19 protein-coding genes are annotated in these 19,375 nt (G+C 36.9%); 14 read left to right on the forward strand and 5 right to left on the reverse strand.

Translation table 11 applies throughout. From position 1 onward, the window contains the following. Positions 1 to 209 precede the first annotated feature (209 nt). The 4 genes from BMY14_RS02835 to BMY14_RS02850 form a co-directional block, all read right to left on the reverse strand. Entirely contained in the window at positions 210 to 653 is a 444-nt protein-coding gene (locus BMY14_RS02835) for a Dabb family protein (RefSeq protein WP_245741232.1), read from the reverse strand. Further along, positions 622 to 963, reverse strand: coding sequence for a nuclear transport factor 2 family protein (locus BMY14_RS02840; RefSeq protein WP_091829000.1), 342 nt, complete (start codon positions 961 to 963; stop codon positions 622 to 624). The genes BMY14_RS02835 and BMY14_RS02840 overlap by 32 nt, the downstream gene beginning before the upstream one ends. A gap of 23 nt (positions 964 to 986) precedes the next feature. Continuing rightward, complete coding sequence (locus tag BMY14_RS02845) at positions 987 to 1,784, reverse strand: SDR family oxidoreductase (protein WP_091829003.1); 798 nt, start codon at positions 1,782 to 1,784, stop codon at positions 987 to 989. 65 nt (positions 1,785 to 1,849) lie between these two features. Next, entirely contained in the window at positions 1,850 to 2,767 is a 918-nt protein-coding gene (locus BMY14_RS02850) for a helix-turn-helix transcriptional regulator (protein WP_091829005.1), read from the reverse strand. Between the two features lie 82 nt (positions 2,768 to 2,849). Here BMY14_RS02850 and BMY14_RS20465 point away from each other — a divergent pair, with 82 nt between their 5' ends. After that, positions 2,850 to 2,987, forward strand: coding sequence for a hypothetical protein (locus BMY14_RS20465; protein WP_177177454.1), 138 nt, complete (start codon positions 2,850 to 2,852; stop codon positions 2,985 to 2,987). Positions 2,988 to 3,077: 90 nt separating this feature from the next. Beyond that, complete coding sequence (locus BMY14_RS02855) at positions 3,078 to 4,241, forward strand: DUF362 domain-containing protein (RefSeq protein WP_245741234.1); 1,164 nt, start codon at positions 3,078 to 3,080, stop codon at positions 4,239 to 4,241. Positions 4,242 to 4,617: 376 nt separating this feature from the next. On the opposite strand, the gene BMY14_RS02860 is transcribed toward BMY14_RS02855, so the two are convergent. After that, on the reverse strand, positions 4,618 to 5,415 hold the full coding sequence (locus BMY14_RS02860) for a DeoR/GlpR family DNA-binding transcription regulator (RefSeq protein WP_091829008.1): 798 nt from the start codon (positions 5,413 to 5,415) through the stop codon (positions 4,618 to 4,620). A 290-nt stretch (positions 5,416 to 5,705) separates the two neighbouring features. Here BMY14_RS02860 and BMY14_RS02865 point away from each other — a divergent pair, with 290 nt between their 5' ends. From BMY14_RS02865 to BMY14_RS02920, 12 genes are all read left to right on the forward strand, one after another. Next, the gene (locus BMY14_RS02865) at positions 5,706 to 6,458 is read left to right on the forward strand and encodes an ABC transporter ATP-binding protein (RefSeq protein WP_091829010.1); all 753 of its coding nucleotides are present in this window, start codon (positions 5,706 to 5,708) and stop codon (positions 6,456 to 6,458) included. Positions 6,459 to 6,534: 76 nt separating this feature from the next. After that, the gene (locus BMY14_RS02870) at positions 6,535 to 8,076 is read left to right on the forward strand and encodes an ABC transporter permease subunit (RefSeq protein WP_245741236.1); all 1,542 of its coding nucleotides are present in this window, start codon (positions 6,535 to 6,537) and stop codon (positions 8,074 to 8,076) included. A 107-nt stretch (positions 8,077 to 8,183) separates the two neighbouring features. Beyond that, a complete protein-coding gene (locus BMY14_RS02875; RefSeq protein ID WP_091829013.1) occupies positions 8,184 to 9,194 on the forward strand; it encodes an extracellular solute-binding protein in 1,011 nt (336 codons plus the stop codon). 29 nt (positions 9,195 to 9,223) lie between these two features. Then, the gene (gene phnW / locus BMY14_RS02880) at positions 9,224 to 10,321 is read left to right on the forward strand and encodes a 2-aminoethylphosphonate--pyruvate transaminase (RefSeq protein ID WP_091829016.1); all 1,098 of its coding nucleotides are present in this window, start codon (positions 9,224 to 9,226) and stop codon (positions 10,319 to 10,321) included. Beyond that, entirely contained in the window at positions 10,314 to 11,135 is an 822-nt protein-coding gene (gene phnX, locus BMY14_RS02885) for a phosphonoacetaldehyde hydrolase (RefSeq protein WP_091829019.1), read from the forward strand. The genes phnW and phnX overlap by 8 nt, the downstream gene beginning before the upstream one ends. Continuing rightward, positions 11,119 to 12,474, forward strand: a complete 1,356-nt coding sequence (pbfA, locus tag BMY14_RS02890; RefSeq protein WP_091829022.1) for a (R)-1-hydroxy-2-aminoethylphosphonate ammonia-lyase — start codon at positions 11,119 to 11,121, stop codon at positions 12,472 to 12,474. The genes phnX and pbfA overlap by 17 nt, the downstream gene beginning before the upstream one ends. 561 nt (positions 12,475 to 13,035) lie before the next feature. After that, positions 13,036 to 13,881, forward strand: coding sequence for a dimethylarginine dimethylaminohydrolase family protein (locus tag BMY14_RS02895; protein WP_091829025.1), 846 nt, complete (start codon positions 13,036 to 13,038; stop codon positions 13,879 to 13,881). Between the two features lie 105 nt (positions 13,882 to 13,986). Then, positions 13,987 to 14,781: an ABC transporter permease gene (locus BMY14_RS02900; RefSeq protein WP_091829027.1), complete on the forward strand. Its 795-nt coding sequence runs from the start codon at positions 13,987 to 13,989 to the stop codon at positions 14,779 to 14,781. Next, entirely contained in the window at positions 14,778 to 15,614 is an 837-nt protein-coding gene (locus BMY14_RS02905) for an ABC transporter ATP-binding protein (protein ID WP_091829029.1), read from the forward strand. Before BMY14_RS02900 ends, BMY14_RS02905 begins: the two co-directional genes overlap by 4 nt. 120 nt (positions 15,615 to 15,734) lie before the next feature. Further along, positions 15,735 to 16,751, forward strand: a complete 1,017-nt coding sequence (locus tag BMY14_RS02910) for an ABC transporter substrate-binding protein (protein ID WP_177177455.1) — start codon at positions 15,735 to 15,737, stop codon at positions 16,749 to 16,751. A gap of 83 nt (positions 16,752 to 16,834) precedes the next feature. Next, on the forward strand, positions 16,835 to 18,073 hold the full coding sequence (locus tag BMY14_RS02915; RefSeq protein ID WP_091829033.1) for a hydantoinase/carbamoylase family amidase: 1,239 nt from the start codon (positions 16,835 to 16,837) through the stop codon (positions 18,071 to 18,073). Positions 18,074 to 18,173: 100 nt separating this feature from the next. Continuing rightward, the gene (locus BMY14_RS02920) at positions 18,174 to 19,370 is read left to right on the forward strand and encodes a PucR family transcriptional regulator (protein ID WP_091829036.1); all 1,197 of its coding nucleotides are present in this window, start codon (positions 18,174 to 18,176) and stop codon (positions 19,368 to 19,370) included. Positions 19,371 to 19,375: the final 5 nt, after the last annotated feature.

The raw sequence follows: 19,375 nt of genomic DNA on the forward strand, positions 1-19,375 counted from the left end.
AAATCGATGATAAAAACACTAGTTAGGTGCTTTTATTATACAAAACAAGAAGTTATGTAGAAAAGAATCAATGGAGTTTTGTTTGTAATGCAGGGTCAACTGGCCCTGCATTATTTTAATTTGTTCTCCAAAGAAAATCAAAAGGTAAGATATTATGTTAATAAAAATATGAACTTATGTCACTTTTTATTTTTGCAAATTTTTGTTTTTTATTTTATCTCATAGCAAAAAGATGCCTGTGTATCTAGAACACCACCTATATATTTAGCAACTTCCAAATGTGCCGGATGTGTAAGGTATGCATCCAAATCTTCTAAAGATGCATATTTCGTAATCAGAAGCAGATCATAAGTGCTTTTTCCAGGACGTACGTTCTCTTCAACTTGTATGTCCTGCAAAATATTTATTTTTCCTTTCATGCTAAGAAGAACACCTTGCGCTTTGTTTATATTGTTCTTATCCTGATTTTTTAGCTTTAATAGTACATTGTTTACAATCATGATTTTGACCTCCAGTAATAATTTTCTTTGTGCAGCCAAATGATGCCAACGCTTCATTCTTAGCTTTGCGAATAAGGGGATGACAGCCTCCCAGAATAGAAATTCACCAACTTCTAAATGTTTAATAAATTGATAATTCGATAATTTTATCATCCTTTATACTGAAATGGAAATCCAGTAGTAAAGGATCCGGTAAACCATTTTTATTGTAATCTCCATCTAATTTAAAAGTAATAATTATTTCATTCGAATCCCATTTAATTTGCTTGGGCTCCAGTCTTACGTTTAATGCAAACTGATTTTCGTCGCTCCATTTTTTTATAGCAGATTTTCCGTATTTTTTTTGACCTTCATCAAGAACTATTGCATCCTCAGCAAAACAATCTAAATATGCGTCCGCATCAGGTTTGTTAGTAGCCGTGATAAAATTGTTAATCACTTGCGGTATTTCATTTAAATTCATATTTTTAGACTCCTTTTAAAGTGCTAAATCGTGCGGATGATTCCGCCGTCAATGATATGCTCACTACCTGTGATATAGGAAGCTCTGTCTGATACGAGAAAGGCAACAAGTTCCGCAATTTCTTCTGGTTTTGCCGGGCGTCCCAGTGGTATACCGCCGAGAACATTCATTAATTCTTGTCGGGCTGCATTATAATCACTTTTTGAGTTTTCGGCCATCCTTTCAATCAGGTGTTCTGCTGCCTTCGTCTCGGTAAATCCGGGAGCGACAGTATTTATGCGAATGCCTTCTGAACCAAACTGAGTTGCAAGATTTTTACTGTAATTAGTCAGAGCAGCCTTGGCTGCGGAATATGCCATTGTCATTTTTCCGGGAAGTCTGCGCTGAATAGATGTTATATGAATAATAACTCCCTTATGTTGTTCGAGCATAGATGGTAAAAAACCTCGATCCAAACGTACAGATGAAAAAAGATTCCCATTAAAATTTGTCAGCCAGTCTTCATCACTTAGTGCTAAAGCTCCTGCAGTAGAGGTTGATGAACCGCCTGCATTATTAATCAAAATATCTAATCCTCTGAGCTTTTTCAAGGTTTCCTTAATTATTTTTTCAGTACCTTCAGGTGTTTTAACGTCAGCTTGAATGAATCCTACGGATTTTGGTAAGTTGTCAGGAATTGTTCGTGCTGTAGTTATTATGGTTGCTCCCGATTTTAGCAAACGATTAACAATAGCCTGACCAATCCCTTTGGTTCCACCCGTAACAAGTATCCGTTTGCCTTCGAGTTCCTTGCTGAAATCTAATAAATTTTGATTTTCCAAAATGTATTCCTCCCTTCAATTGAGTTACATGTCTAGTATATCCAATAAAACTTGACTACAGTACGTCAGGTTATGGGTGAATATTTATTTGCCATGTTTTTAATGCGAGTTTTCATCTCTAAACGTATACTCGGAGGTTCTATAACTTCAAGCAGCGGCCCAAAAGAAAAAAGGTAATTGAAAATCCATTCACCACTCGGCATAGAAGCATTGACAGTATAGGAGCCGTCTTCATTTTTTATAATATCTTTTTCAGAGAAATCATCATATACCCGGTAAGCTCCCTTTGCTGATATTTTAAGTTTAAGGGAAATGGCAGCAGGAGCAGCATCATTTGATGAGACTGTCGCAGGCTGTTCCTGTGAAGCGGCATGGCTGCAAGGGTCGCCTGTAGGTTGAACATCTGACATACGTGTTATTTTAAAAGTTCGACAGGACATTCGTTGTAGGCAGTATCCTTTCAGATACCATGATTTATCCTTGAAAAGCAGCTTTATAGGTTCAACACGGCGATCACTTTTTTCACCAGCAACATTGAAATAGGAAAACGCAATGACTTGCTGTTTCAGTATGGCGTTTTTGAGCAGGCTGAATACCTCTTTTTGCTTTTGATCACTTCCCCAGGACGAAAATTCTACTTCTATCCAGTTAACGTTGCTTTTTAAAAATAAGTTGCTTAATTTTAATAATATATCATCGAATTCTGGATATCTGACAGCGGCTAAGCTCTGTAAAGCAATCAAAATTTCATCCTGCTCTTTTTCAGAAAGAAGAGACTTATTGAGGATAAACTTTTCAGTCAGAGAAATTCCACCGCCTTTGCCCTGGTTTGCATAAATGGGAATTCCAGCTTGGCTTAATGCATCAACATCTCTATAGATCGTCCGAACAGATACTTCAAAACGTTTGGCTAGCTCGGGGGCAGTTACTATACCTTTTTCAAGAATGATATATATAATTTGAAAGAGTCTGCTAATTTTCATTTTATCACCTCCATTTAAGTATAAAACATATAACTTGACAATAGTATGTCGAGTTATATGTTTTATACTTAAATATTACAAGGTGGAAACTTATGGAGAGCTGAAAAAAGATATTGGATGGATTTTAAGAAAGTTGTGTGAAGATAAAAGTGGAGAAATTATCGAGGAAAAAGCTTGGCAAATGAGTGAAATCCGTTGGAATAAACAAAATTTACTATAATTTTACATGGATACCATTTAAAATGGCAATATTTTCTTCTGTAAGAAAGTGATATACTAATAGAAAATGAGATGAATGGTGGAAGAAATCATGGAGAAAATCATGGAAGAGGTCATTCTTAAAAAGTGTAACTCTTATGATTATAAAGAAGTAGAAACGGCTGTTTTTTCTGGTATGGAACATTGCTCTGCTTTAAAAACAAAGGAAAAAAAGACAGGGAAAGCTTTAATCAAGGTGAACTTATTGAAAAAAAACGAACCGGAAGATGCGGTGACAACACATCCTGCGGTTGTCGAAGCAGCCGTCAGATATCTGCAAAAATTAGGCTGGAACGTTATAATTGGCGATAGTCCGGGTGGCCCTTTTTATAAAAAACGTTTGGAAGAAATTTATAAAGCAAGTGGAATGGCAAAGGTTGCTGAAGCTACAGGCTGTGAATTGAATTATGATATAAATTCGGTCGAAGTAAAAAATGAAAAAGCGGAAAAGTTGAAATCAATGAAAATTATTCGTGTGGTGACCGAAGTAGATCTGATTGTTTCCATTGCCAAATTTAAAACACATTGTATGATGTCGTATACGGGTGGGGTCAAAAATTTATTTGGCGTTATACCCGGACTGACGAAAGCCGAATATCATTTTAAAATGCATACGGCTGAAAACTTTGCAGATCATTTAGTTGATATTTGTGAATATGTCCGACCAGATTTTACCATGATTGATGCGATTGAAGGTATGGAAGGGAATGGACCTTCTTCAGGAACAAGCCGGCATGTTGGACTATTGCTGGCGGCTGAAAATCCTTACGCGCTCGATACAGTTGGTACTTACATTATGGGGATGGACCCGCTTACAGTTCCAACCGTTCAATCTGCTAAAAGACGCGGATTATTTTCTGGTGAATTGGCGGATATAAAAATAGCAGGTGATGATGTTAAAACGATTCCGATCGTTCCATTTAAACGACCAGATTCTATTAAAAAAAGTTTGATCAGCGGGCTTGTCCCACGTAAAGTGGAAGAATTTTTTATCAAGTCATTACGGCCAAAACCAATTTTTCATCATGAAAAATGTATTTCCTGTGGTGATTGCCTGCGGGGCTGTCCGGCAAAAATAATTGAGATGAAAAATGGAAAACCAGTTGCTAATCTGGAAAAATGTATTAGTTGTTTTTGTTGTCAGGAATTGTGTCCGGAAAAAGCCATTGATATAAAAGTACACTGGCTGCATAAGCTATTATTTGGCAATACATGATAAAATTTATTATATGGATAAGTCCGCAAGGTCAGTCTATATACTTTTTTATAAAATTGTTGGAATAAAAAATATCCAACAATAGATATGAGGGGTAATCGTATCCTGACTCTTATATTTATAACATCGATCATAATGGGATAAATCGGATTGAATATGAAGATACAGAGCATGTTACTATACCTAAAAATTTTTTTAATCATTATAAGATGATGCTTAATGAACTTATGAAGTTGGATGAATAGTAAATTTACGATTCCATTCATGGAACTAGCGTATTACTTTTATGATATTAAAAAGACCGTTAAAACGCATTTATGCGCTTCGACGGTCTTTTCTTTTTGATAGTGGAAAAATAAGTTTTAGTGATTCAGTATTAAAGGGCGTCGCTTTTTGTTTTTTTTGTAGAGAAGGTTTCAGCCAAAATAAGGTTGGTAGTCGTTTTTTTAAAACTGTTGACCGTATATTTACTTAGGCCTGAATCCGTAATAATATAGTTGATTTTATTTAAGGCAGCGATGCTTATGGTAACATTTCTATCAAATTTACTGCTATCAGCAGCCACAAAGACCTCGTTCGATCGTTCGATGATTATTTTTCTTGTAACGGCTTCTTGCATATTGAAATCAGAAATTCCATTTTCCACAGTGATGCCGCCAGCGCAAATAAAACTTTTTTGAATGTTTAGCTGGGAAAAGTCAAAAATATAATCGTAGGTAACAATGGAACTTTCATCGTGACGAACTTTCCCACCAATAATAATGATTTCAAAATCAGTGGACATTAATTCATTCACTACGGGCAGTGAATTTGTGATGATGGTGAGATTTTTTTTTGTTTTTATATATTTAACGATTTGAAATGTGGTGGAACCGCTATCGATAAAAATACAGTCGCCATCTTTAATAAAATCACAGCATTTTTTCCCAATGGATTCTTTTTGCAACAGATGATAAACCAATCTGCTTTCCATGGTAGGTTCAGAGAATGTAGAAATTTTAAGCTTGGCTCCGCCGTAAATTTTTTGAATACGATTTTGTTTTTCTAAAATCGTTAAGTCGCGGCGTGCGGTTTCTATCGATATTTTGAATTCCGTCATTAATTCTGGAATAGTGACGACATCTTTTGTCGATAAGAGGTCTAAAATCTTTGTATGTCTTTCATTTGGCAGCATGCATATCATCCTTATCCAATTCTATTTGTTAATATATACAAAGTGTAGCATAAAAAATGACAATGTTAAAGAAAAATATTAATAATATATTAAAATATTGTCAATTATTAAAAGATAATTATTAATAATGTTGTAATAATATTATCAATAATGATGATGTTTTAACAATGTGTTAACAAATTTATAACAAAAGTTGGGCGGAAGATGTGTATAGTAAAGACGTAAAGCGGTGTTTCGCTTTATTGATCAAAATAAAACAGCTTATTGAAATAGAAAGGGGGAGAACTATTTTGTTGAAATTAAAAAATATAAGTAAGCAATTTGCAGGAAAAGTTATATTAGATGAAATTAATGTTGAAATTGAAAACGGCGAGATTGTTTCGATGCTGGGACCAAGTGGCAGCGGTAAAACCACATTATTAAATATAATATTAGGTTTGACGCCTATGGATAGCGGCACTATTATTTTTAATGACAAAGACATAAGCCAGACCTCGATGAAAGAACGTGGTTTTAATATTGTTTTTCAAGATTATGCACTGTTCCCCAATCTCAATGCATATAAAAATATTATTTATGGACTCAAAAACAAACCAAAGTTAATAAGCTCTGACGAACTTGATAGTTTAATTGAATTTTTAGAGTTGAAGCCGCATCTGCTAAAAGGGATTGATCAGTTATCGGGTGGGCAAAAACAACGGGTCGCACTTGCTCGCACGTTAGCCGTAAAACCGAAGATACTTCTTTTGGATGAACCATTAAGCGCTTTAGACGGGGTTATAAAAGAAACGATTAAAGAACGAATTAAAGCCATTACCCAAAAATACAAGTTGACTACCATTATCGTAACCCATGATCCAGAAGAAGCTTTGACAATGTCGGATAAAGTATTGATCCTCGAGCAAGGTAAGGTTTCTCAATTTGGAACACCAAAACAAATTATTCATCAACCCAATAATAACTTTGTGGAGGAATTTATATTGCGTCAACTTAAAATAAAACGAGACAATATTTATGATTTGTTTGAAGGCTGCCATGCTTAAACAAAAGCTGGAAATAAAATTCATTTATATCGTACTAACCCTGTTTTTTGGAGTCTTTCTGTGCGCTCCCTTACTCATGCTGTTGCTGAATTCTTTTAAAAGCGGACAAAACGTGGGACTTGCCAATTATATTACAGTTATTGGGGATAAGGACATTTTCCTGGCAATTCAGCACAGTATCTATATATCAGCTCTTACAGCATTCATCGCAACTAGCTTAGCTTTCGTTTTAGCATATGCTGTAAATTGTACTAACATCCATAAATTGTTAAAACTTATCATACGAATTGGGATTTTGATTCCAATGCTTTTGCCTACCATAACATATGGTTTTGCCATTATTTATTCCTTTGGCAAACAAGGCTTACTGACTCATTTTTTTGGCAGAGAATTATTTTCGATTTATGGCTTTAATGGACTTTTAATCGGCTATGTTATTTACACTTTACCAGCGGCGTTTTTATTAATTCATAATTCGTTTGGTTATGTTGATAAAAAATACATCATTGTTTCAACATTGATGGGGGATAATTTTTTTAGGAATTTCATCAATACAATCCTTCGTCCGCTCATCGGTACGTTAGGAGGAGCGTTTGTCATTTCGTTCATCTTGAGCTTTACAGATTTTGGCATACCTGCTTCGGTTGGAGGTACGTATGGTGTCATTGCCGGGCAGCTGTATCAGGTGATGCTGGGATCTATTCCAAACTTCAATAGTGGTTCGGCTATCGCGATGCTGATGCTGTTGCCGGCCATTATGGGGGTTTGGTTTTTGAATTATCTTGAAAAATTTAATTTTTCTTATGATAAATTCACCCAAACAGATTTACTTAAAAACAGGTTTCGTGATATTTGCTGCGCGATCATATCCATTAGCACCGTTCTGGTTATTGGGATGGTTTTTTTGGTAATGTTTGTAACGCCGTTTGTAAATAATTTTCCTTACGATATGCATTTTACCACTGATTTTTTTAGACGCACACTTTTTTCGACCCCGATATTAAATGTATATGAAAATTCATTGCTCATAGCAATCCTGACAGCAGGACTGGGTACGTTACTTTCTTATAGTGCAGCCATCATAAATGCCCGTACCTCGATGAATAAACGAATCAAAATGAGTCTGGATGTCTTCGCGATGATAACAAATACGGTGCCTGGTATGGTGCTGGGGCTGTCTTATTTGTTACTGTTTAATCATAGTGATTTAAAGGGAACTTTCACTATTATCGTTATTTGTAATCTGGTGCATTTTTTTACTACACCTTATTTGATGGCGAAAAATTCACTGCTTAAAATGAATCAAGCTTGGGAAATTACCGGTTTGTTAATGGGGGATACTTGGTTGCAGACGATTATGCGCGTTATTGTTCCAAACTCCACAACAACTTTGGTGGAAATGTTTTGTTATTATTTTATAAATTCCATGGTTACAATTAGTGCGATTATTTTTTTAGTGACGGCGCGAACGGCGGTTGTAACCAGTAAAATAAATGAGTTGCAGCATTTCGCCAGCTTTAATGAAATATTTGTATTATCCATACTTATTTTTGCGACCAATTTATGTATGAAAACTTGCAGTGAATTTTTTAATAAAAAACGATCATTCACGAATTGACGTGAATGTAATGATAAAAATTGGCTTACGTTAAGTTTTACGTGTTTTTATTGAAAATCAAGGGTCAAGAGAATTAAATTATTTTTTGCAAAGGGGAAATATAAATTATGAAAAAAATACGAAAAAGTCTTCTGTTATGTTTTATTTTGGCTGCAATGGTTATGAGCTTGAGCGGCTGTGGGCAAAGTAATAACAATGATGCAGGTGCTGCAACGGCCCAAAAGGTTGTGATTTATACCAATGCCGATAAGGAAGCTGTAGATGCCATGCAAAATAGTCTTAATGCCGCGGGGTATGAGGGGGAATATGTACTGCAAACGATGGGAACATCAGAACTTGGTGGTAAACTCATTGCTGAGGGGGATAAAATTGAAGCCAATTTAGTAACAATGAGTTCATACTTTATTGATAGTGCACAAAAGCAGCATAACATGTTTGTTGATTTGGATTTTGATACGAAAGCATTGGACAAATATCCAGCCTATTATACGCCAATCCTGGCGAATACGGGAGCGATCTTTGTTAATACGCAAGTGCTTACAGAGAAAGGGCTGCCTATGCCAAAGTCGATAAAAGATTTAACGAAAGATGAATATAAAGGGCTCGTTTCCATTCCTAACATAATGAATTCATCAACGGCATGGCTATTGCTGCAGGCTATTATCAGTGAATATGGAGAGGTTGAAGGTAAGGAGATTTTGCATAAGTTGATTGAAAATTGCGGCCCACACATCGAAGCTTCCGGATCGGGACCAATAAAAAAAGTTAGAATTGGTGAAGTGGCAGTAGGATTTGGACTCCGCCATCAAGCGGTAGCAGATAAGGCTGCGGGAAAGCCGATTGATTATATTGATCCAATAGAAGGTAATTATACGCTTACGGAATCCATCGCAGTTGTTAAAAAAGAAGATACAGCGACGACAAAACTTGCAATGGAAATGGCAAAAGTCATCATTGAAAAAGCCAGACCTGAATTGATTAAAAGTTATCCGGTAGCTTTATATCAAGGCGAATCGATAACGGATTTAAATAAGGCTGGTAATCCAAAAACCTTTAATGAACCCTTGACAGTAGAACTTCTTATGGCACATCAAGCTTTTTTCAAAGCGGCACAATAATAATGGGATAAAATGGAAGGGACCTATATATGGAAAATTATAAACTTTTGACCCCCGGACCGTTAACTACAACAAGTAGTGTTAAAGAGGAGATGCTCTTTGATCGCTGCACCTGGGATGATGATTATAAAAAAATGACACAACAGATTCGCCGTCGTCTTTTAGAGATCGCCCTTGTATCACCGCATACATATACAGCGGTTTTACTGCAAGGAAGTGGAAGCTTTGGCGTAGAAGCTGTTTTGGCAACATGCATTCAACCAGAAGATAAATGTCTTATTATTGTCAATGGTGCGTATGGAGAAAGAATGGTAACCATGGCAAAATATATTGGGATAAATTATGTTGTTTATAGTGTCCCATATGACAGGATACCTGCAGTGAATGATATAGCTGTGATGCTAAAAAATGATCGCTGTATCACGCATATTGCAATGGTACATTGCGAAACGACAACGGGTATACTCAATCCGCTTGAAGAGATAGCAAATATTTGTAAAAAGAATAATATAACTTTTATTGTTGATGCTATGAGCAGCTTTGGTGGTATAGAAATTAAGGTTGAGGATTTAGCGATTGATTATCTGATAAGTAGTGCAAATAAATGTATTCAAGGTGTGCCAGGTTTTTGTTTTGTGGTGGCTAAAATTGAAAAATTGTTAAGCTGCCAGGGAACTGCAAAAAGTTTATCGTTGGATTTATATGATCAGTGGAAATGTATGGAAAAAGAAGGGAAGTGGCGATTTACTTCGCCCACCCATGTTGTAGCAGCTTTTTCTAAGGCACTTGAAGAATTAACCGCAGAAGGCGGTGTTCTTGCACGCTATAAACGCTATCGAGAAAATAATAGGGTGCTTAGAGACAAACTCAAAGCTATGGGCATTACTGCATATATAAGAGAAGAAGTTCAATCTCCAATTATAACGACCTTCCTGTTTCCCGGTATAAAGTTTGACTTTGCTGATTTCTACCAGTATGTTAAAGCCAATGGGTTTGTTTTATATCCCGGGAAGCTCACTGATGTGAATACTTTTAGAATTGGGAATATCGGTGAAGTCTATAAACAAGATATTGTGCAACTATGCGATATAATCGAAAAATATATGGAGGAGAGAATCAATGAATAAAGTTGCTGGTGTAATATTTGACTGGGCGGGAACAACCGTCGATTTTGGCTGTTTCGCGCCGGTAAATGTATTTGTTAAGATCTTTAAAACAGTAGGAATCAATGTAACAATTGCTGAAGCCAGGCTGCCTATGGGAATCCTAAAAAGAGACCATCTCAAGGTTATGCTGGAAATGCCAAGAATCAGTAAAAAATGGCAAGAACAATATGGCAGATGTTTTAATGAATACGATATTGATGAATTGTATTTGAAATTTGAGTCAATGCTGTTGTTGTCTCTTGAGGAATATACACAGCTGCTGCCAGGAGTAATAGAAACGGTGAGCAAGCTTAGAAAAAACGGATTGAAGATTGGGTCAACGACGGGATATACGGATACTATGCTAAACATAGTAAGGCAAGGCGCTAAGACACAAGGTTACGAACCTGATTTTTGGATTACACCTGATTCAATAAATGGCATGGGACGACCGAATCCATATATGATATTTAGAAATATGGAGGCTCTAAAATTAACAGCACCATGGCAAGTTGTAAAAATTGGGGATACGGAGGCAGATATAAAAGAAGGATTAAATGCTGGCGTATGGTCAGTGGGCGTAGCAGTTGGAAGTTCACAAATGGGACTTAGCTATGACGAATTTATTGGATTATCGGATAGCGAACAAAAAAGCTTCATAAGAAAAACAGAACAGACATTTTTAAATTATGGTGCGAACTTTACCATTGCGACTATGGAAGAAATCCCTGAGCTGCTTAAAAATATTAATACACTGCTTGCAAAAGGAAAAAGGCCTTATGCTCTATCAAACTGATTTCAACCGTGAAGGTGATGTTAATTTTAGTCCGTTAAGAAAGAATTGGCTTGATACGATAGGTGGAGAAACCATCGAGGTATTAAAAGCGGATGAATCTATATTCATGCGACAATCCATGTCAACTCCCTGCTTGAATGTTATCGTAGATGCGGTCGGTGCCTATATAACAGATAAAAATGGCAAAAAATATCTGGATTTTCATGGAAACAGTATTCATCAGGTCGGTTATAAAAATTCAGCAGTCATTGCAGCGGTTAAGAAACAATTTGATGAATTGCCTTTTATCCCGAGGCGATATACTGCTAATATTGCAATAGATGCAGCACAAGCATTGAACGATAAAACAACATCAAAAGATTACAAAGTTTTATTTACACCATCTGGTAGTGCTGCTGTAGGAATTGCCCTTAAAATGACCCGTAAAATTACTGGCAGACATAAAGTGATCTCTATGTGGGAGTCTTTTCACGGAGCAGGGCTGGATGCTATTTCGGTGGGAGGTGAATCTGTTTTTCGGAAAGATATGGGAGCTCTTATGCCAGGTGGCATAAGAGCAATACCATACAATGCGTATAGGAATCTTATACATAGCAGCTGTCCGGAAACTGTCGCAGCATTTTGTCTGGATTATATTGAATATATCATTAAAAATGAAGGGGCTATAGGAGCTATATTACTTGAACCCATTCGCGCAACAGACATTCATATTCCACCGCGATCCTATTTTACAAGGTTGCGAGAAATCTGTGATGAAAATGATATATTGTTAATTTTTGATGAGATTCCAACCGCGTTTGGTAGAAGCGGAATGTTTTATGTACACCAAAATTTTGGCGTTGAACCAGATATACTTGTACTTGGTAAAGGGATTGGTGGAGGTATTGTACCGCAGGCCGCGGTTCTCGTTAAATCCAAGTACGATTGTGCACAGGATATCTCGTTAGGACATTATACGCATGAGAAACCAGCAGCTGGCTGTGCAGCTATTTGTGCAACTATAAAATATATAGATGAACATAAACTCTTGGAAAACTGCCGAAACCAAGCTGCATTTGCCTTACAGTATTCGGAAAACCTTTATAACAAGTATCAATGTATCGGTGATTTTCGGATAAAAGGTTTATTGATGTCCTTTGAACTTGTTACCGATAGAGTTTCAAAGGGGAAAAATGATAAGCTTGCGGAAGCGATTCTCTATTATTGTCTGGAACATGGATTGTCCTTTAAATTATCAGCGGGAAATTGTATCACGTGGCATCCACCGCTCATTGTCACCACGGAACAATTGACTTTTGCCTTTCAATTGTTAGAAGAAGCGATAAAAAACAATTGTTGAACAAGGAAAAAATATTTATATTTTGCTAAATATTTTTCGCATTTATGGAAAACTAAAAAACTGCATATTGTTGAATACCCCCTTTGGATAGACAGTTAACTAATAAAACTGTCTGAGCAAAGGGGGTATCTTAATCTCTATAGTGCTTTAAGTTATTTTGGGAACAACATATAATTATTGAATCTTTAAATTTAAAATATTAAGCAAATTTGCAACTATTCAGGTGTGTTCTGAAATATAAAAATTGGTAAATGTTTTAAGAGAGATGAGAGTAGGTCTTTCAAAACCATCTGTTTCTGAATGCGGGCAGGATAAGTTTAGAAAAAACTGAATGGCTGTTGGTGCAAAGGCCCTGATACATGAGTTTTTTAGTTGTGCGTGCCGCATAGAAAATGCATAAATTATTGGGCGGGAAATATATTGTTAAGAACAGTATTTATGCCTATAATAAATACATGAAAAGAATTTACAGATAAAGCTGTATGGCAAAGGCGCCATTTTTGCAAGGAATTTGCAAAATGTTGCTTTTGCTGTACAGCTTTTTTTATGGGGGATGAAGGTATGAGTTATGTCAAAAATGCTACAAATACGTTAAAAAAGGTTTTATTGTGTCCACCTACTTATTTTGAATTTGAGCCAATCAACGTAATTACGGAAGAGTGGCTTAGGCAGGGGGAAAGCGTAAATAAAGAAGCTTGCCTGAGAGAGCATGCAGATTTTGTACAGGCATATAGGGAAAATGACGTAGAGGTTGTTCTTATGGAACCAACACCGGGTCTGACCTATGAAGTTTTCGCCAGGGACTTTGGTGGTTGTGTAGCAGAAGGTTATATTATGGGTAAATTCAGGGAACCCTGCCGTGTCGGAGAAACGGAAAAATATGAAGCCAAAATGAAAGAACTTGGAATTGCACCGATTGCACGTTGTACGTCGGGAGCCTTTGAAGGCGGTGATTTCTGGCTTCTGGATGAATACACGATTGTCCATGGGATTATTGCTAGAACGGATCAGGATGGTTATATAAATATTAAGCGTCAAATGCAGACATTGGGTTATACGATGATAGGGATACCCTGCAATAGAGAAAATCTTCATTTAGATATGTGTTTTAACATTGTTGCTGATAAGGTTGCGGTTGTATGTAAAGCTGCATTGCCGGATTTTTTCTTAAAGATGTTAGAAAAGAGACATTTTACATTAATTGATGTTCCGCAGGAAGGCGTATTCAGGCATTATTGCAATTTACAAGCATTAGGTGCAGGACGGGTTATCTCTTTTACGGACAATAAAAATGTTAATGAAAAAATGCAAACTTTGGGACTTAACGTGATTCGAGTAGATCTTGTGGAAATTCTAAAGGGCGGTGGAGGTCCTCACTGTATGACATTTCCTCTGCTGAGGGTATAACGTATAAAAACATATATGTTCATTAAGCAAGGGCGCTTAATTTAGAATGAATGCCCTTGCTTTTTTATTGTGAATTTTAATGAGCCGTAGATAGGAGAAAAAGAAATGAAAGATGACTTTAGGCTGCGCCAGAGTATTAACAAAAAAACATATATGATGATTACAGCAGTTACTTTTATCATATTTCTTGTTTTTTGGTATGTTGTTACAGCAGGCGGATTTGTAAAAGCTATGTTTTTACCGGCACTTACAAGTGTTTTGAAAAACCTTGCAGAAGGAACAGCGGACGGGAGTTTGGGGAGCAATACGGCTATAAGTATTTACCGCATTACAATGGGCTTTGCGGCAGCTGTTGCATTAGGGGTTCCCATTGGTATTTTATGCGGTTGCTTTCAGAAAGTAGAAGCGGTGATTAGTCCACTCTGTGAATTTATTCGTTATATGCCAGTTCCAGCATTTGTACCTCTTGTTATGGTGTGGGCTGGAATTGGCGAGATGGCAAAAATTATTGTGGTATTTATAGGGACCTTTTTTCAGATGATTTTGATGATTGCTGATGATGCCAGACTGGTTCCAGAGGATCTTTTATCAGCAAGCTATACTTTAGGAACGAAACGATGGAGTACGATTTTCAAGGTATTGATTCCGGCGATGGGACCTAAAATTATGCTTACATTGCGGGTGATGATCGGCTGGGCATGGACGTATCTTGTCGTTGCTGAACTTGTGGCATCGAATTCAGGCTTGGGTTATACAATTCTTAAAGCACAGCATTTTTTTAAGACAGATGCTATTTTTTCAGGCATTCTTGTTATTGGCTTTTTGGGACTGATTACCGATCGCTTTTTTGCTTTGCTGATTAAGCGGATGTTTCCGTGGGATGAAAGGAGCAATCCATGATGCAAAAAACAGCAGCAGATGATATGGAAGCAGCTTTTGCGGTAAATGCCGCTGCCAATAAAATTATTCTTCACAATGTTGGAAAATCCTATAAAATAGGCAAGGGGAACTTTACGGCAATTGCAAATGTGAATATAACAATTCAGGATAATGACTTTGCTTGTATTGTCGGACCATCCGGCTGTGGAAAATCAACTTTGCTGCATATGCTGGCAGGTCTTGATTTTCCCACACAGGGAGCAATATGGATCAATAATAAAAAAGTGACTTCTCCAGGAGCAGACCGGGGGATGGTTTTTCAGACTTACACGCTTTTTCCCTGGATGACAGTGGAGGATAATATCCAATTTGGCTTAAAACTGAAAAAAATGCCCATAAAACAAATAGAGGAAATTACAGATAAATATTTAGAGGATATTAAGCTTACAAAATTTCGAAAGAGCTATCCTAAGGAATTATCAGGAGGTATGAAGCAACGTGTTGCTATCGCCAGGGCTCTGGCAAATCAGCCCGAAGTCATTTTAATGGATGAACCCTTCGGCGCGCTGGATCAATATACGAAAAACAGGATGCAGCTTTTGTTACGGGAACTTTGGCAAAAAGAACAATCGACGATTGTATTTGTTACGCATGATATTGATGAAGCTGTTTTTCTGGCTACTAAGATTTTTGTTATGGATGCGCATCCCGGAAAAGTTAAAGAGGTTGTGAATATAGGGATAGGTGAGAACCGAACGCTGGAGGTAAAGGATACTTTTGAATTTATTCAACTTCGCAAATATATCAATGAACTTCTTTATGATCATCAGGACGATGATGAAGAAAATATATAGCGAGTTTTTTACATAAAAACAGAATATCTGGATAAGTATTTTTTATAGGGTGAAAAGTGAAGACCGCGCATTTTTTCTAAAAATTATATTGTTGGCGGGGACGATAAAATGGAGGGTATTATGAAAAAAAATAAAGTGATCATTTTCTTTTTTATAGGGGCTTTGACAATATTTTTCCTTGTTGGCTGCGGCAATACAAAAAATGCAGAGCAGGGCAGTGGTGGACCAAAGGGGCTTACAAAAATAAGTGTTGGGTTTACTTCATGGCCGACGAATATGATGATTTATTTAGCACAAGAGAAAGGTATTTTTGAAAAGAATGGTCTGGATGTTTCATCAGAGGAGTTTTCGTCGACGACAGAAAGCAGCAATGCTTTTCTGGCCGAAAACTTGGACATGTGCACGTATCCGGCACCAGATATAATTGCACCCATCAGCCGGGGAGCAGATTTTAAGGTTATTATGATGACAGACAAGTCACTTGGATCAGATGGATTAGTTGTAAAACCTGCGATTCAGCGAATTGAAGACCTGAAGGGTAAGACGATAGCAACACAGCTGTATAGTGTTGATCATATGTATTTATTGACTTTATTGGATGGAGCCGGAATGTCATCGGATGATGTAAATATTGTTGATATGAGCATGTCGGATGCTGGAAATGCTTTTTTAGCAGGACAGGTAGATGCAGCTTCGATTTGGGAACCGTATTTAAGTAAGGCTGTTGCTGGTGGTGGAAAATTATTGTATTCAACGAAAGACAATCCAGATTTAATTACAGATTGCATTGCAGCTTCCCATAAATTTGTAACAGATAATCCAGAAGCAGTCGCTGCTTTTGTAAAAAGTTGGGATGAAGCTGTTGCCTATTGGAAAGAACATCCGGAAGAATCGGAAGCTTTGATGGCTAAAAAAATGAATGTTTCCGATAAGGAATTTCACGATATGATGGGTACATTGTATATTACGACGGTACAAGATAGTGTAAAAGGATTTTCCAAGGCGGAAGATGCGAGTTATTGGGGTTATACACAGCAAAAAATTGTTACATTTCTAAAAAAACTAAATGTTATTGAAAAAAAGATAGATGCAGGTTCTATAATTGATAGTACTTTTGTTAATGAGGCAGCAAAATAAAAAATTCGGCGCTTTCTATATAAAAATGAAAGCGCCGTGCTTTTTATGTTATGTCTTACTGAGAGGAAAATGGAGGAAATTATATGAGAAAATTTGATTTAACAAGTGCGGCACAAGATGTTGTTGCTGAGCTGCGGGAACTGGCAAGTCTTACTTCCAATGAAAATGGGGCGCAGCGTATCGCTTGGACACCAATTTGGGATCGGTCCATTGAATGGTTTAAGGGCAAAATGCAGGCAGAAGGCGCGGAAATCCATATAGATGCTGCACATAATATATGGGCAAAGATTGAAGGCGAGATGGAGGATGCTGTTGTTATCGGCAGCCATCTGGATTGTGTGCCCGATGGCGGCTGGCTGGATGGTGCATTAGGAATTGTTAGTGGTATGGGGATTTTAAAGCAATTCGGTAAAAATGGAAAAAAACCAAAACATACAATCTATATTGTATGTTGGGCAGATGAAGAAGGCGCACGCTTTGGTTCAAGCTGCGTGGGTTCGGCAGCGGTAAGTGGTTCGCTGCATATTGAAGAAATTAAAAAACTTAAAGATAATGACGGTATATGTTTTTCTGATGCGTTAAAGCCATATCATATGAAATTGGAAGATTTTCCGAAAGCAAGAAAAGAATTTTTAAAAAAGCATATAAAAGCATATCTTGAACTTCATATAGAGCAAGCTCCACTGCTCGAATCGCAGGGGAAATCCGTTGCCAGCGTTTACGGTATTACTGGCTGTGAACGTCAGTATATCATATTCACAGGGCAATCTGCTCATTCCGGTGCACCGCTTTCAATGCGGCGGGATGCTTTTCTCGCAGCAGCGCAGGCGGTTTTGGAATTTCGCAAGATTGGTTTACAGTACGATGCCTACTGCACAGTGGGAAAAATAATTGTGGAACCAAATGTTGTAACGATTTTCCCAGGAAAATGCAAGATATCATTGGATCAACGTTCTATTCAGCCGGATATGCTTAAAATAATTTATGAAGAAGCACGAAAAGCTTGCGAGAAAGCAGCAAAAGCTAATAATGTATCTGTGTCGTTTGAACATGTATGGTCCAATCCGCCAACTGCTTTTGATGAAAATTTGATAGCCGCTTGTGAAGCTTCAGTGTGGGAAGAAACAGGAGAAAACACAAGCATGTTTTCCGGTTCACTGCACGATGCTGCCGAAATTGCCAAAATTGTACCGTCGGTCATGATGTTTGCAATGTCCTCAGCAGGATTATCACATTGTAAAGAAGAAAATACACCTGATGGTGATTTGGAAACAGCGATACGAGCATTTTTTCGTCTGGCAGAAAAAGTGATTCAAGGATAGTCAAAAGTGTGTACTTGTGAATCTATTATTCCTGGTTAAAGTCACAAATATAAAAAGATTTGTCAGATGAGGCTTTGATACTTTATAGGAGGCGCTGAATTTGTTTTATGCGGATATTATGAAACTTCCTCAATTAAAGGAACTTGTCCTGTTAGGCGGGGCAAAAGGGATTCATCGACCAATTCGCTGGTTATATTTTGCTGATTGCATGGAATGTCTGGAAAACTCGGATAACCTGGGAGACTGGATTCATGGAGGAGAACTCATTATTGTAACCAATATAAGTATTACCCGAAATATAAAAAAGCTGAAGCAATTTATGTATGCGGCAGATAAAAAGAACGCAGCAGGGTTTATTATTAACGTCGGGCAGATTTCTCCAGAGATTATTCAGGTGGCGGATACGCTTGCCATGCCTCTTTTTGAGCTTTCTTTGTCGATTAAACTGGTGGATTTATCGCAACTTGTCTGCAAAAAATTGATTGAACAAGAAAACAGAGAAAATGCTTTAGACCGTTTTTTTGCCGATCTTTTATACACGACGTATAAATCCGATATGGAAACTATTTACAAAGCACAATATTATGGCATTGATTTGCAGAAACCAGCTTGCATCGCTATATTTAGGCTGTTTAGCGAAAAAGGGACAGTAAATGAAGCCGAACAAGAGGAATATAGAACTAATTTGCAGAAGGCTATTCAATATGAATTTTATAATCAGGGAAGTAAAAATTTGCTGTTGCTTACGCAAAATAATGACATCATTATTCGTATACCTTTATATACATTGCAAGCAGACATAAAAGAAGTTTTACAGCATATACGAAATTATTTTGCCCGATTTTGCAAGCTTTCCTTTTGGGTAGGTGTTAGTGATACTTGTGATACGGTAGAAGGTTTAAAGGCTGCAGTAAAAGATGCAGTCAAAACGATAAGAATTTCCCAGATCATGGATAAAAAAGAGCTATTTTACAAAGAAATGGGAATTTATTCTATATTAACCAATGTAGAAAATGAAAGTTTACTCGTTGATTATTATAAGGATCGTTTAGGCTTGCTGATCGATTTTGATAAGCGACAGGATAAAAATTTATGCGATACATTGGAGACGTATTTGGAGTGTGACTGTAATGTCAGGAAGACCTCAAGTGTTTTATTTGTCCACCGTAATACGTTAAGGAATAGGCTGGATAAAATAGAGAATATTTTAAACCAAAAAATAGAGGGACTTTCTTTTTGTATGGAATTGCAATTTGCTTTCAAAGTAAAAACATATTGTGATATGTTTTTACTATAAAATTT

The sequence above is a fragment of the Propionispira arboris genome, assembly GCF_900109225.1.
GTDB lineage: Bacteria > Bacillota > Negativicutes > Selenomonadales > Selenomonadaceae > Propionispira > Propionispira arboris.